The sequence below is a fragment of the Brevundimonas sp. TWP3-1-2b1 genome (genome assembly GCF_049896165.1).
Lineage (GTDB): Bacteria > Pseudomonadota > Alphaproteobacteria > Caulobacterales > Caulobacteraceae > Brevundimonas > Brevundimonas subvibrioides_B.
In genome coordinates this window covers 193488-207641 of sequence record NZ_JAFCTT010000004.1, presented here as the reverse complement: position 1 = coordinate 207641, position 14154 = coordinate 193488, and the positions used below count along the sequence as shown (strand labels likewise).

11 protein-coding genes are annotated in these 14154 nt (G+C 63.9%); 8 read left to right on the top strand and 3 right to left on the bottom strand.

Annotated features, from left to right (window positions below):
• Positions 1-53: 53 nt before the first annotated feature.
• The 7 genes from ACP7AB_RS05815 to ACP7AB_RS05785 all read left to right on the top strand — a co-directional run bounded on the left by ACP7AB_RS05815 (position 54) and on the right by ACP7AB_RS05785 (position 9142).
• Positions 54-857 carry a methyltransferase gene (locus ACP7AB_RS05815; RefSeq protein ID WP_425989034.1) on the top strand — a complete coding sequence of 268 codons (804 nt, stop codon included), beginning with the start codon at positions 54-56 and terminating at the stop codon, positions 855-857.
• Positions 858-876: 19 nt separating this feature from the next.
• Positions 877-2532, top strand: coding sequence for a glycosyltransferase family 4 protein (locus ACP7AB_RS05810; RefSeq protein WP_425989037.1), 1656 nt, complete (start codon positions 877-879; stop codon positions 2530-2532).
• Positions 2529-4106 (top strand): hypothetical protein, encoded by a 1578-nt coding sequence (locus tag ACP7AB_RS05805; protein ID WP_425989040.1) that lies wholly within the window; start codon positions 2529-2531, stop codon positions 4104-4106. Before ACP7AB_RS05810 ends, ACP7AB_RS05805 begins: the two co-directional genes overlap by 4 nt.
• Positions 4103-5155 carry a hypothetical protein gene (locus tag ACP7AB_RS05800; protein WP_425989041.1) on the top strand — a complete coding sequence of 351 codons (1053 nt, stop codon included), beginning with the start codon at positions 4103-4105 and terminating at the stop codon, positions 5153-5155. The genes ACP7AB_RS05805 and ACP7AB_RS05800 overlap by 4 nt, the downstream gene beginning before the upstream one ends.
• A gap of 269 nt (positions 5156-5424) precedes the next feature.
• Positions 5425-6909 carry a hypothetical protein gene (locus ACP7AB_RS05795; protein WP_426046117.1) on the top strand — a complete coding sequence of 495 codons (1485 nt, stop codon included), beginning with the start codon at positions 5425-5427 and terminating at the stop codon, positions 6907-6909.
• Between the two features lie 3 nt (positions 6910-6912).
• Positions 6913-8559: a hypothetical protein gene (locus ACP7AB_RS05790; protein ID WP_425989046.1), complete on the top strand. Its 1647-nt coding sequence runs from the start codon at positions 6913-6915 to the stop codon at positions 8557-8559.
• A gap of 22 nt (positions 8560-8581) precedes the next feature.
• Positions 8582-9142 (top strand): class I SAM-dependent methyltransferase, encoded by a 561-nt coding sequence (locus ACP7AB_RS05785; protein WP_425989049.1) that lies wholly within the window; start codon positions 8582-8584, stop codon positions 9140-9142.
• A gap of 5 nt (positions 9143-9147) precedes the next feature.
• Here the strand turns inward: ACP7AB_RS05785 and ACP7AB_RS05780 are convergent, their stop codons facing one another.
• The 3 genes from ACP7AB_RS05780 to ACP7AB_RS05770 form a co-directional block, all read right to left on the bottom strand.
• Positions 9148-10755 carry a glycosyltransferase family 4 protein gene (locus ACP7AB_RS05780; protein ID WP_425989052.1) on the bottom strand — a complete coding sequence of 536 codons (1608 nt, stop codon included), beginning with the start codon at positions 10753-10755 and terminating at the stop codon, positions 9148-9150.
• A gap of 62 nt (positions 10756-10817) precedes the next feature.
• Positions 10818-11513, bottom strand: coding sequence for an acyltransferase (locus ACP7AB_RS05775; RefSeq protein WP_425989055.1), 696 nt, complete (start codon positions 11511-11513; stop codon positions 10818-10820).
• Positions 11514-11547: 34 nt separating this feature from the next.
• Entirely contained in the window at positions 11548-12417 is an 870-nt protein-coding gene (locus ACP7AB_RS05770; RefSeq protein WP_425989057.1) for a class I SAM-dependent methyltransferase, read from the bottom strand.
• A gap of 122 nt (positions 12418-12539) precedes the next feature.
• On the opposite strand from ACP7AB_RS05770, the gene ACP7AB_RS05765 reads away from it, so the two are divergent.
• The gene (locus ACP7AB_RS05765; RefSeq protein WP_425989059.1) at positions 12540-13835 is read left to right on the top strand and encodes a glycosyltransferase; all 1296 of its coding nucleotides are present in this window, start codon (positions 12540-12542) and stop codon (positions 13833-13835) included.
• Positions 13836-14154 lie beyond the last annotated feature (319 nt).

The following is a 14154-nucleotide window of genomic DNA, read 5'->3' as shown; positions in this document are numbered from 1 at the left end:
ATCGAGCCACCAGCCAATTTTCGCCGATGACACCGTCGGCGAGGGAGCCTGTCTTGCCCAGCACCTCTGACACCGTCAAAATTCTGCGGGCGCGATGGTTCAACAACCCGAACCTCGAATCGATTCCGGCGCTGAACGAACTGTTGCGCCTGATGGGGCGTTGGCGGGCGACAGTGCTGGTGAACACCTACGTCAAATTGCACGGGAAGGTCGTCTATTCCGGGCCCTTCGAAGGGATGGAATACCTCGACTATGCGACCGAGGGGTGCCTTCTGCCGCGGCTGCTCGGCTGTTATGAAGACGAGTTACATGCTGACCTCGCTCGATTCCAGAACGCAGGTCTTCGCACCATCGTAGATATCGGCTGCGCCGAGGGCTACTATGCGGTCGGCCTGGCCCGGATGATGCCCGAGATTCGCGTCGATGCGTTCGACATCGATCCCAAGGCGCGGGAAGCCTGCGCGGATCTGGCGCGGCGCAATGGCGTCGAGGATCGGGTGTCGATCAGCGGCGAGTTCACGGGTGATATGTTCGAACGCTATGTCGACCAGGACGCCCTGGTCATCATCGACGCGGAGGGGTTCGAGGACGTCCTGATGAACCCCGAGCTCTATCCGGCGCTGCACAGGCTCAAAATCATCATGGAAACCCACCCGATGTTCAAGCCGGGGATCGTCGACCGGATGCATGCGCGCTTCGGCGCCACCCATGACATCGTCGTCCACCTGCAGGGTCCCAAGGTCCCGAAACTGCCCCAGTGGCTTCAGGACCTCGGGCATCTGGATCATCTGATCGCGGTGTGGGAGTTCCGTGCCGGACCGACGCCGTGGTTCGTCATGACCCCCAAGGCCGGCTGACCTGAGTGGCGCCTCGACGATGACCCTGAGTTCTTCCCCGAACTTCGCCTTCTACTATACAGGCGACGCCTACACGACGACGCGCAAGATCATGGGCCGCCAAAGCGCCGGGAAGGCGCTGATGAACGGCGTCGCCCGGCGTTGGTCGACGGGCGAAATCCACGCGTTCGGCGCTGATCGAAAAGGCGGCGAGCAGATGCTGGCCCAACTGCGCGCGAATGGCCATTCCGGATCTGTTCGCTGGCGTGAAGCGCCGGGTGACGCCGCCATGACCCAATTGGGCGCGCTGTACTATCCGGCTCCGCCCTCGAACGATCTGGCCAAGGCTCGAAACACGCGCGGACCTGCGGCCTACAGCCTGTTCGGAGTGACCCACACACTGTCCTCGGCCGGCGCCATGGACCAGATTTCGCAGATGGTGCTTCCACCCTTCCAGCAATGGGACGCGCTCATCTGCACTTCGAGCGCAGCGCTGGAAATCGTGACGCGCATGCAGGAGCAGATGCGGCAGTGGATGGCGGAGCACACTGGAGCCACCAGGTTCAACGCCATTCAGCTGCCCGTGATTCCGCTGGGGATCGACGTTCCGGCATTTCTGAGCACCGAGGACGACCGAAAGGCTGCGCGCGCACTGCTGGGGCTGGACCCCGACGAAGTCGCATTCCTGTTCGCCGGGCGTCTGACGTTCCACGCCAAGGCCAATCCCATTCCCTTCTACCAGGCGGTGCAATCTGCGTGCGAACGCATGGGGTGCCGTCTCACGGTCGTGGAGGCGGGTGTCTATCCCAACGATGCGATCGCGGCGGCGTTTGATCGCGCGCGCGCGGAATTGGCCCCGTCCGCCCGCTTCATCTACGTCGATGGTCGCGACGACGCCCGTTTTCGTGCCGCTTGGCGGGGATCCGACGTCTTCGTTTCGTTGTCGGACAACATCCAGGAAACGTTCGGCCTCACGCCGCTGGAGGGTATGGCCGCCGGCCTGCCGGTGCTGGTCAGCGACTGGAATGGCTACAAGGACACCGTGAGGGACGGTGTCGACGGGTACCGGATTCCGGTCCTCGCCCCACCTGAAGGCATGGGCAATGTTCTCGCGGCGCGGCATGCGCTGGAACAGGACACCTACGACTTCTACATCGGGCGAGTTTCGCTGAGTACCGTGGTCGATCCGGATGCGCTGATCCAGCGCGTGGTCGAGCTGGCGAGCGCTCCCGAATTGCGACGCCGTCTCGGCGAAGCGGGTCGCCTCCGGGCGACGCAGGAGTTCGACTGGCCAGTAATCCTCGATCGCTACTTCGACATGGTCGAAGGCCTTGGCGAGATCCGCGCATCGGCGGGTTCCCACCCGCCACAGCCCTGGCCGATGAGACCGGACCCCTTCAGCCTGTTTTCGGGCTACCCCACCGCGGTCGTGGGACTGGAATGGCGCGTCGCCGTTCGCGATGCAAACGGCAAGGCGCTCGACGTGCTTCTGGAAATGACCCCTGCGCGTTACGGGCTGCACGACACCCTGCTGCCAGCGGCAACCATTCGGACTATCCATCGTTCGCTTTCCGTCGAGGAACAGACGGTGGGGAACCTATTAGCCGCTGTCCCCGGATCCCGAGCGACGAACTTCCGCGCGCTCATGTGGCTCGCCAAATTCGGACTGGCCGCTCTCGCCCCCGGGTCGCGGTGACCAGCGACGCGCCGCAACCCTCGCCCGACGATCTGGTCGAGGCGGAATTCGATATTGATTTCTATTTGGCGACGAATGAAGACGTTGCGGAATCGGGTATCGACCCGTGGCTGCACTTCCGGACCTTCGGCTGGCGGGAGAAGCGCGATCCCACGCCGGATTTCTCCGTCGCCAAATACCTCGATCTCCACCCTGACGTGGCGGTGTTGCAGACCGATCCTTTCGACCACTACGTCCGTCACGGACGCGCGGAGGGTCGACCCACCGACCACGAATATGGCCTCCGCTACGATATTCTGATCGGACGGCCCGCCTTCGAGGAAAGGATTCAGATTCGCTCCCGACTGGCCGAACGGCCCAGGCCGGATTCGGTCGCCGCCCTGGATGAGGCGCTCTTGTCGGCGGGCGAGCGAACAGGACCGTCGGGCGGGCTCCATCTGACCTTCAGTCACGACGACTACACAGCGATCCCGGGGGGCGTTCAACTTTGCATCCGGCTGGAATCCGAGGCGGTCCAGGCAGCTGGACGAACACACCTGAACCTTCATCCGGCCTCGCCGGGCCAGACGATCGAGGTCGAACGTGAAGCCCCTCTCGTCCGTCTGCACCTGGATGGACGCTCGATCGGCTGCTTCAGCTATGCGGACGTCGCGGCAAGTCTGGCGGCATGGTCCGGGGGGCGGCCTTCAAGCATCGCCGTGCACAGCCTGATCGGCCATTCGGTCGACGGCGTTCTTCAGCTGGCGGCAGCTGTGCAGGCTCCAGAAACCTATGTCTGGCTCCACGACTTCTCCAGCCTGTGCGCGAACTACGCGCTGATGCGCAATGACGTGGAATATTGCGGCGCTCCGGACTTGCTCAGCAACGCCTGCACACTCTGCGCCTACGGGCAGCGGCGCCCGATCCACCTGGCCGAGCACGCCAGGCTGTTCGATGTCCTGGACGTTACGGTCCTGGCTCCGTCCAGCGCGGCGGCGGGCTTGTGGGCGGAACGGTTTCCCGGCCGCCATGAGGTCCGCGTTCATCCGCACGCCCGGCTGGTCCCCCGGCCCGGAAGCCGCCAGAAGGCGCGCACCGGCCCTCTGCGTGTCGCCTTTCCGGGCATGGCGACGCTGCACAAGGGGTGGCCCGTCTTCTCGGAGCTGGTTCGACGCTTCGAAGGCGATCCCCGGTACAACTTCCATCATCTGGGTCGTTCGCCCGACCCGAGGGTGCCGGACGTGGCCTTCACTCGCGTCGCGCCCAGCGAGGCCGATCCGGAACCGATGATCGCCGCGATCGGCGCGCTGGATATCGACGTCGCCGTCGTCTGGTCTGTCTGGCCCGAAACCTTCTGCTTCACCGCCTATGAAGCCGCGGCCGGCGGAGCCTTCGTTCTGACCGGACCGCTGGCGGGGCATGTGGTCGAGCTCGCCTCGCAAGCCGGAAGAGGTTTTGTCGCCAGAGACGAGGACCACCTGTTCAACCTGTTCGAAACGGGCGAAATCGCCGCGCTGGCCAGGCCGGGGCGCGTGAGACAGGATCTCGAGTACAGCCGTATGAGCGCGGACTTCATCGGGGGGCCGGCCACGTGAAGGTCCTGTGTTTCACAAGCTTCACCTTTGCCTATCTGGATCGGGCGCGTGTGTTGTTTCAGACGCTGCGGCGCCATCATCCGGACTGGACCCTTGTCGCACTGATCACGGACCGGCCTCCCGAAGGCCTGTCGATCGACGTCGCGGACGAAGATTTCGACCGTCTTGTCTGGTTCGAGGACCTGAACCTGCCGAATGCGACGGGCTGGCTGTTCCAGCATGACGTCGTGGAGGTCTGCACGGCCGTGAAGGGGCCCTTTCTGCATCAGACCTGCGAGGCCGGCGACCACGACGCCGTCGTCTACCTCGATCCCGATATCGCGGTGGTCAATCCCCTGATCACAGTGCTGGACGCGTTGGAGACCCATGACGGCTGCCTGACCCCTCACCTTCTGGAGCCTGAAGACGAAGAAGGCGCCATTCTGGACAATGAACTGGCGACGCTGCGAACCGGCATCTTCAACCTGGGATTTGTCGCCATCCGGACGACGGGCCAGGGCGCGGCCTTCGCCCGCTGGTGGAACGACCGCCTCCTCGCGTATTGCCACGACGATATTCCGCGCGGACTGTTCGTCGATCAACGCTGGTGCGATCACGTTCCGGCCTTCTACGACCGCTTCGCGATCCTGCGCGACCCCGGACTCAACGTCGCCAGCTGGAACCTGTCGAAACGTCATGTGGCGATCGGCGTCGATGGCGTCGTGCGGATCAACGGATCGCCGCTCAAGTTTTGGCATTTCACCAAACTGGGCCCGACCGGCGATATCATGACCCGCCGCTATGCCGGCGCCAACTTCGAGGTCCACGAGGTCTGGAACTGGTACAAGCGGCTCGTGGCCGTCGCCCGCGATCCGCGCATCCCCGACCGATACTGGGCCTATGATCGGTTTGACGATGGACGGCAGATCGATAAGCGTCATCGTGTGCTCTACCGGGAACGCGTTGACCTCAGGGACGCCTTCCCCGACCCCTTCGCCGCAGGGCCCCACACCTATTCGGCCTGGCTGGAACGCGAAGGCGAGTTGACGCCCGCGACCGCGGTCGCCTAACCCTGCCTCACCGTCCCGCTTGACCGTTCCGAGGTAGTTGCAGAGTGGCCGAGGCCAAATCGAAGCGATCCGCGACCGCAGCACCTACCGCGCCCGCGTCGACGCGAAAGGCGCTGATGGTCGTTGGGATGCATCGCAGCGGCACCTCGGCCGCCGCACGGTTGCTTTCGTTGGCCGGGGGCGCACTGCCCGAACGGCTGATGAACGCCGGGCCTGACAATCCGGAGGGCTTCTGGGAGCCGTGGGAGATGGTAGCCCTGAATGACCGGATGCTGGTCGAGGTCGGCTCACGTTGGGACGATATCTTCATTCATCTCGCCGATGCCGCTATCTGGGACGCGCGCGCCGACTACATGGAAGCCGCAACGATCTTCATCGCCGAAAACTACGGCGACAGTGACCTGCCGATCCTGAAGGACCCCAGAGCATCCGCGACAAGCCGGTTCTGGCGCGAAGCCTTGGCGCAGCAAGACCTGACGCCCGTCTATGTCATCATGGTTCGCCACCCGTCAGAGGTGGCCAGGTCGATCGCGGCCAGGAGCGGTGCCACGATCGCTGCCTCCGAAATGTCGTGGACCGCGACCATGGCGGCGGTCGAGCGGGATACTCGGGGCTGGCCGCGCGTCTTTGTCGGTTATGACGCCCTGCTGACCGACTGGCGCCAGGAACTGGCGCGGATCGAGACCGCCTTGGCGCAGGCCCTGCCCGCCCGGTCGGCGGAAGCTGAAGGCGACATCGATCGCTTCCTGTCGGGTTCCCATCGCCATCACAATGTACCCGACGAGGAGGCCAGCCTCGCCCCCCTGACGCGCGAGACCTGGTCCTGGATGGCCGAAGCCTGTCGCGACCAGGATCCGCCGGGCGAGCTCATCGATGGCGTGATCCGGCAGTTGGACGAACTCGCGCAAGCCGTGTCGCCCGCCTTGAGCGATTTGCGACGGGAACTCGCGGACTATCCCGGGCTTCGACTGCGTCACACGGAAGCGGCAGCCGAGAACGCGGCCCTGCGCGCGCTTTGCGACCGCTTCCACGGCGAGGCCGACCGCGCGACCCAGGCGGCCGACGCAGCGGAGAAGGCGTTGGCGACGGCGCAAGCGCTTGCGACCGAAACGCCGCCACAGAGATCGCTCGAGGCGGTCGGTTCAGGCGACGCCAGCCTGATCCAGGCCATCGCAGAGATCGCGCGTTGCGAGACCCGACTGATCCGCGAGCGCCGACTGCGCGCCGAACTCGCCGAGGCCGACCGGGCCATCTACGAACGCCGCAAGGCCGAAGCCGTGCAAGCCATCGCCGACCGATGGGCGGAGGAGCAGACCGCGCATTCGATCACACAGCACGGCCTCGCCGAAGCGTACCGTCAGCTTGGACTCGCCGCCGAGGCCGGCCGCGCCCTGACGTCCGCGAGAGAGGCGACCGAGGGGATCGCCGACGCCGCGACGACGCACGCGGCAGCTTCGGCGGCCGAGGCCGCGGAGCTGCGAACCGTTGTTGCGACGCTGGACGCGGCGAACGACCGTTCAATCGCGGAAAGGGACGCGGCGCGCGCCGAGGTCGAACTCATCGCAAGCCGGCTTGTACAAGCCGAGCAACGCGTCGCCGGTCTGGAAGCGGATCTACGCCTGGCTCGCGCTGCCGAGCGTGGAGCCACGGACCGATACGCCGCCGCAGCCCAGCGCCTCGCCCAACTTGCGACGAGCTACCAGAGCGTGACGGACCAGGATCAGACGAGCCCGCTTTTGCCGCGTGAGACCTGAGACATGCCCGCGACAGAAGCGGAAACAGTCCGGGCGGCGACTCTCGCGTATCTGCCGCTGACAGCCTCAAGGATTCTGGCGATCGGGCAGCAAGCCGCGTCAGAACGTCCCTATCGTGCCCGCAACCCCCTGGTTGACTGGATTTCCGTACCCGGAGGGCGGGAGACGCTATCGCAAGCGAACGTTACCGCGGGCTTGTGGGGATCAATCGATGCGACCCGTCAGGAGGTTCCGTTCGATGCTGTGACCCTGGGCGATCTGAACACCTTCGCCGACCCCGGAGACCTTCTGGCGTCAGCCCTCGAACGATCTGCGCCCGGCGCTGTTTGCCTCGCCTATGTCCCGAATCCCGCCCACTGGCCGAGAATCGAACGGCTGATCCGTGGCCAGGATACAGACGCGAACGAGACGCCACCCGTCCTGACGCTTTCCGCCGCCCTGACCCTATTCGAAAAGGCGGGCTGGCATGTGCTCGACAGCAAGGCCGTCTCGCGGAGGCCCGCTGAAGGAACGGCGCTCCAGCATCTTCTTCAGGCCACGGCCGCACTGGGTATCGGGGCGGATGACGCCCGGGCCAGACTGGAGCCCATGGGATGGGTGGTACGCGCAACGCGATCCCCCCCTCCGTCAACGATCGCCCTGGCCGCGATCGGTTTGAAGAATTTCGCGGGCGTAACCGACGCGCGCATCGATCACCCGTGGACGGCATTGACCAGCCTCCCCGGCGTGAGGGCGGCATGGGGGGAAAACACAGTCGTTCTTCCCAAGGGTCCGCCAGGCGTTCTGACACTGCACCGACAGTTCATGGACGGCAGCGAGTTGATCCAGGCCGTGGATCGTCTCATCGGATCGGGCTGGACGATCGTCTCCGACATGGATGACGACCCGCATCACTGGCCGGCCTTCGTGGAGTCCGATTTCAGGGCCTATCGCGCCGTCCACGCCGTCACCGTGACCACGGAAACCCTCGCGGACATGATCCGGCAATGGAATCCCAATGTCCGGGTCTTTCCGAACGCCATTCTCGCCCTGCCGGACGCCCCCGCGTCCACCCCGAAGACCGGCAACAGGTTGCGTCTTTTCTTCGGCGCGTTGAACCGTATCGACGACTGGACGCCCGTGATGCCGGGCATCCGCGAGGCGTTCGAGCGGCTGGGCGACAGAATCGAAATTGACGTCGTCCACGATCGCGCGTTCGCCGAGGCCTTGCCTCGCGGAAGCCGGATCCGCTTCCGTCCGACGCTTTCGCACCCAGATTATATGTCCGTCCTCGCCGGCTGCGACATCTCCTTGCTGCCGCTCGCTGACACGGCCTTCAACCGGCTCAAGTCCGACATCAAGCTGATCGAATCCTGCGCGGCGGGCGCCGTGCCGATTTGTTCTCCCGTCGTCTATGACGAAATTGATCGCCATGGGGAGGTGGCCATATTCGCCGGGACAGCTGACGAATGGCAGGATGCGATCATCGACCTGTGCGCGAACTCCGATAAGGTCCGTCAGCGGCGCGAACGGGGACGGGACTACGTTCTCTCAACGCGAATGCACGCTCAGCAGGCACCGGAGCGGGAGGCCTGGTCGCGTTCGATCATGGCCAATCGCGCCGACCTGGAACGTCAGCGTGTGGAAAGACTAGGCGCGATCAATACCTGATCCTGCTGAAGGGAGATACGCGATGAGAAAACTCAACCTGGGTTGCGGCTTCGACAAGCGCGAAGGGTTCGTCAACGCCGACAGCTTCCCCGAGTGCGATCCGGACGTGATGATGGACATCGAGTCCTTCCCGTGGCCGTTCGAGGACAACGCCTTCGACTACATTCTGATGAAACACGTGCTCGAACACGTGGGCGCGACCTTCGATGTGTTCACCAAGGTGATGCAGGAACTTTACCGGATCACCGCCAAGGACGGGATCGTCGAGATCCACGTGCCTCACTTCCGGCACGACACCTTCTGGTCTGACCCGACCCACGTCCGCGCCTTCACGCCTCTGACCTTCGAAATGATGTCGCGCAGACGCAACGACGACTGGATCGCGAGGAAGGCCAACTATTCGATGATCGCCTACGCCATGAATGTCGATTTCGAGGTCGAGCACGCTTCTCAAACCTACGATTCCAGCTGGGTCGCCAAGGAGCAGCGCGGAGAGATCACCCGCGAGCAACTGCGGGTGGCGGCGAACGAGACGTGGAACGTGGTCAAGGAACTGCAGATTCGCATCCGCGCGGTCAAATAGTCCGCCTACGGATCCAGCCAGTCCAGAACGCCTGTCTTGGCGAGCCAGAGCAAGGTCAGCCGCAGGCGCTGATGCCTCTGCGGCGGGAACCCGGCCAGCAGTTCCCCGACCCGCCTGGACTGGCGATCTTCCAGTGCCAGCAGCAGGGCAGTCGCTTCCGCCGTCGTGGCGCGCCAGTTGCCCGCGAAGCAGTCAAGTCGGAGTGATGCCGAACGGATCAGATCGTTGGAGCCGGCGCCGTCGCGCAGTTTGACCCTCGTTTCCGGCGACAAGGTCTGGCTGGCGAACCCTGCGAAGTCCCGGAACGGCTCTCCCCGAACGGGATGTTCGCCAACCGACGGAGCCCCGACGGCCTTGCGAATAGCGGTGAGTTCACGCGCCAGTTCCACGTATTGCGGAGCCACCACGGACCAGTCCAGAAACTCCCTGACCCGCCGCCGCCCCGCGGCGCCCATGCTGGCGCGCAGTTCCGGCGAGGCGATCAGGGCGCCGAGAGCCTCGGCCGCACGTCCCACATGGACGGCCGTATGTTGTGCGATCACGCCGACGTACTGCTGGTAGGATTTCGCTGTCAGAGCGTGACCGTCGATGAGCGCCCTCGGAGATCCGCCGGGCGGTCCGCCCAAAGTCGGGATGAGGAAACCCTCGATCTGGTCTCGCACGGTGTAGCGATAGCCGTCCCAGTCGCTGACCACCACGGGCAGGCCCGCCGCCATCGCCTCGATCGGAGTGATGCCGAACGTCTCCTGGATATTGTCGACCAGGGAGATGAAGATGTCCGCGCCGGCCCACAGGTCTGCGACAAGACCGCGGTCGTTGCCGTCCAGGACATGAAAGGCGACATCGGGCGCATAGGCCGATGCCGCCGCGCGATAGTTCTTTTCGTCCTGTTCGCCTCCGGGAAACCAGCCGGCCATCGCCAGGTGGACCCGACAGCCCTGTCTGGCGGCGGCCTCAGCGACGGCGCGCATCATGGGTTGCGGGAAGGCCTTCTCGAAGAACGACAAGCGTCCAACCCAGACAACCACGACATCGCTGTCCCCCGCCGCCAGCCGGCGCCGAAAATCGACGCGCGCGCCCGGCCGATCAGCCATTGCCGCGAACCGGTCGCTATCGATACCCAGAGGGATCAGAGGAAGTTGCGGCTTCGGTCGCGTGGTTCCGCCGAACCGTTCTGCAAGGTAGGCCGTCCATTCGTCGAACATGGAGTGCATAGCCGACTGGACCGAAGGCGAGGTGCAGATCAGCGCATCCCACGCCTGAACGGGAGCGACGGATGCCGCCGCGATTTCCTGACGCATTGCGGGCGGGGCGATGGTGTGGATCAGGCCCATAAGGCTGTATCCGGCGTCGCTTGAGCGCGATCGACGAAGCCACGCGAGATCCTCAAGTTTGGCCGAACCGCGCAGGATCACCCCTGACGACGGCGCGGCGGTCGGGTCCAGCATGGATGCCGTTGCGATCTCGGTCTTTCCCGCCCGGTCACCTGTCAGTCCCCGAACGATCTGCTCCAGAGGAACGGGGTCGTGGGTCAGGACATCCAGACGATCCAGTCCGGCGTTCACCGCGAGCGCGCGATAAAGTTCCGTATTGGCCACAGATACGCCGAACACGTTCTGGCCCGTGCCGACCCTTCCGCTCGGCTGATAAATGCCAAGCCGTTTAACCGGCGCCGTCATTCGATGACCGGAGGCGTGTCGCCGAAGTCCCGGCTCCAAGCGACGTCGCTGCGCATTACGCGCATTGGCGGGCCGCCAACGATCGCATGCGCAGGCGTCTCGCCACTGATCATTGCACCCGCCGCGATGATGGTCCCGTTTCCGATATGGGCGCCCTTCAAGATCATGGATCGCAAACCAAGCCAGACATGCCGGCCCACGAAGATGGACCGCGCCGGATTGATACGGGCGCCTGTGGTTCGATCATAGATCGGGTGAATGTCGCTAATCGAAATATAGACCTGACTTGAGATCATGCAGTCTTCCCCGATCTCGATCTCGCCCGGCTCGTGTAGTTGCAACCTGCCATCGACCATCGTCGTCCCCCGACCAAAGCTCAGACGGGCGCCCTGGCCCATCAGGTTCACCGCACCGGTCAGGTGGCAGGTCTCCCCGATCTCGATGACACCCCCAGATCCCTTCAGGGTGATGTTTAGGTTTGCGGTCGTATTCTCGCCGATCGACACGTGGTGGCCCTCGCCCGCGATCATCATCGCACCACTCTCGGGCGCGAACCGGACGCCTGGCCCGATCCGCAGGGTATTGGCGGTTCCTCGCACCTTGATGGTGGACGACAGGACAGCGGAGGGGCTGATCTCGATCCGGTGTCCCTCTCCCTCCACTTCCAGGTATTCGGCCTGATCCCCGGTCATGATCGCGTCTCGTGGCGCGGTGAACCCGTGCGTCTCACGGTATGTCGGGCTTTCGCAGGATGGCGGCGAACTCCAGCCGCGGGGACGGCGTATCGTAGACCCTTTCGGTCGTCAGGGTCATCAGGTCCAGCGCCCTGAGTCCCTGCATGATCCGGCGAAAGGTCTCCGGCGTGAACTTCCAGGCGTGAGCATCGAGATAGGCGTCTTTCTTGCTCTCATAGTATGCGATTGCCGCCTTCAGACGCGGCAGGCCGTCTTCATCGTCCGGTCTCGCCCCATGATCTCCGACCCAATGCGCGAAGCAGTCATTGTGGGTCGTCATCGACAACTGGCCGAGAACAGCACTGGCGGTGTTCCGGGTCCTTTTGTCGAGATAGGCCGCCACGACGTCGGTGATGCCCGACTCAGGTTGAAAGTGATCGATGCAGTAGCGCTTGTCCGGGCAGAGGATGATGTAGTGCCCGCCGGGGGCGAGGACGCGTTCGACCTCCTGAAGGTGGCGAACCAGATCCGGCTGATGCTCGATACTGTGACTGCCGAACACGATGTCGAAAGTCTCGTCGACTTCGCCGAGCGAGCCGACGAAATCTATCCTCGGGCATTGATCGGGATCGCCGCCGACCTCGACGCTCAGTGTGCGAAGCTCTTTGTTCGTGAAGACATCCAGATACTTCACATTCGGCCCCTTCAGGACCGGGGAAAAATACGGGCCGATCTCCAGCGCCTTGGCATCCTGGGGGATCAGCCGCAGAAGCAACTCTCTCAGCGCACCCGGGGAAGCCTCCCGGCCTTCCACGCGTCCGTACCGATTATAGTGGGCGACAATCGCGGGATCTGACAGATCAGCGAGATCAGGGTTTCGCTCCCTCAGAAAATCGGGTTGAATTTCGCGAGGAAAGTCCATCCGCCACCGTCAGCTGAACTCTGTTTCACGTCAAGGCCGGCGTCGTTGGGCGACGAGCGTGCTGATCCGCCTGATGATTTACCGGCTTTATCCACGCGAGATGCCGGGTAAATAGAAGACGGTTGTCCAACGAAAAAGGCGCAACCCACGTCTCACTGTCGCCGGGGTATCGGGTGGTCAAACGCATTCTTCTTGTTCATCAGAACTTCCCCGGCCAGTTTCCGCACATCGCCGACGCCTGTGTAAAAGCGGGCTACAAGGTTGCGGCAATCGGCGGCCAGACAGCGAAAGGGAGACCGGGCGTTGACGTCCGTCGTTGGTCCCTGAATCGCGGGACCACGGCCGGGCTTTTCGATCCGGCCACGCGTGCCGAAGCCGACCTGATGCGAGCCTATGCGGCGGCCGAGGCGGCTGTGAAATTGAAGGCCGACGGCTTCCTGCCCGACCTGATCGTAGGCCATCCGGGTTGGGGAGAGACGCTGCAACTGAACGAAATCTTTCCCGGCGTCCCCCAGATCATGTTCGGAGAGTTCTACTACCAGTCGCATGGAGCCGATGTCGGGTTCGATCCCGAGTTCGAAAGAAACGGTCTCCAGGCAGATATGCGTGTCCACGCAAAGAACATGGGTCTGGCGCTCGCATACGCCACCGCCGAGAGGATCATCTGCCCTACGCCTTTTCAGGCGTCCGGCCTGCCTGACGTTTTCCAGCCCCGGATCCGGACTTTCCACGAAGGGGTGGACATGGATCGGTCCGTGAAGAAGGCGAACGCCCGTCTGCGCGTGACGGGCGGGCGGTTTCTCGACGGCTCACGACCGGTCATCACCTTTATCAATCGCAATTTCGAACGACTGCGCGGCTTCCATATCTTTATGAGAGCCCTGCCCGAGCTGCAGCGGAACTGCCCGGACGCGGACGTGGTGATCATCGGTTCGGACGGGAGCGGCGGGTACGGAGGTCAGTTGGAGGGGGGGCAGACCTGGAAGACCCGCATGCTCGCGGAGCTCGGCGACACGGTTGATCTGTCCCGCGTTCATTTCGTCGGCAAGCTCGAGCATGCTGACATGATCTCGGCGCTCTCGCTGTCCTGGGGACATGTCTACTATACCTACCCGTTTATACTGTCCTGGTCGGTCGTCGAGGCGATGGCCTGCGAATGCTTGATTATTGGATCCGACACCGCGCCCGTGAGAGATGCGATCACTGATGGCGTGAATGGGGTGTTGAACGATTTCTTCGACGTCCCGGCGCTGTCGCAAGCGATGATCGATGCCTGCCAGCGGCCACGCGATTTCGATCCGCTGAGACTGCAGGCGCGCGCGACGGCCCTCGCCCTCTACGATCGGCATACCGTGGGCGTGCCACGCTGGATGGAGGCGATCTCGGAGGTTCTCCAGTCATCGAGCAGGGCGAACTAGGCGCCCCGCGTCACACAATTTCGTGAGCGCTGGAGTCATGGCCGTGCGCGTCTGAAGCCGGGTCTACTGCGCTCGCGGTCTATCCACGTGCAATGCCTTGGGATTTCCGGGCCTCGGCCCGTGAGGACCAAGGCAGACCTGCGACCGGTTCGCAGCTTCAGGCGAAGATGAGCTACAATCTGTCACTCTGTGCTGATTTGGCGGCGCCGCAGCCCTTTTGAAACGACGGCGACTGTGGCATGGGTTCGGATCGGCCTCGTTCTCCAACTGGCTGTGTCTCGTCGGCCGGATCGCGGACTGTATAGTCTCCTGCGATCCG

Coding starts and splice junctions, on each gene's coding strand:
- ACP7AB_RS05810 (WP_425989037.1), top strand. CDS start 877: ATGACCCTGAGTTCTTCCCCGAACTTCGCCTTCTACTATACAGGCGAC.
- ACP7AB_RS05785 (WP_425989049.1), top strand. CDS start 8,582: ATGAGAAAACTCAACCTGGGTTGCGGCTTCGACAAGCGCGAAGGGTTC.
- ACP7AB_RS05775 (WP_425989055.1), bottom strand. CDS start 11,513: ATGACCGGGGATCAGGCCGAATACCTGGAAGTGGAGGGAGAGGGACAC.
- ACP7AB_RS05790 (WP_425989046.1), top strand. CDS start 6,913: ATGCCCGCGACAGAAGCGGAAACAGTCCGGGCGGCGACTCTCGCGTAT.
- ACP7AB_RS05795 (WP_426046117.1), top strand. CDS start 5,425: ATGCTGGTCGAGGTCGGCTCACGTTGGGACGATATCTTCATTCATCTC.
- ACP7AB_RS05770 (WP_425989057.1), bottom strand. CDS start 12,417: ATGGACTTTCCTCGCGAAATTCAACCCGATTTTCTGAGGGAGCGAAAC.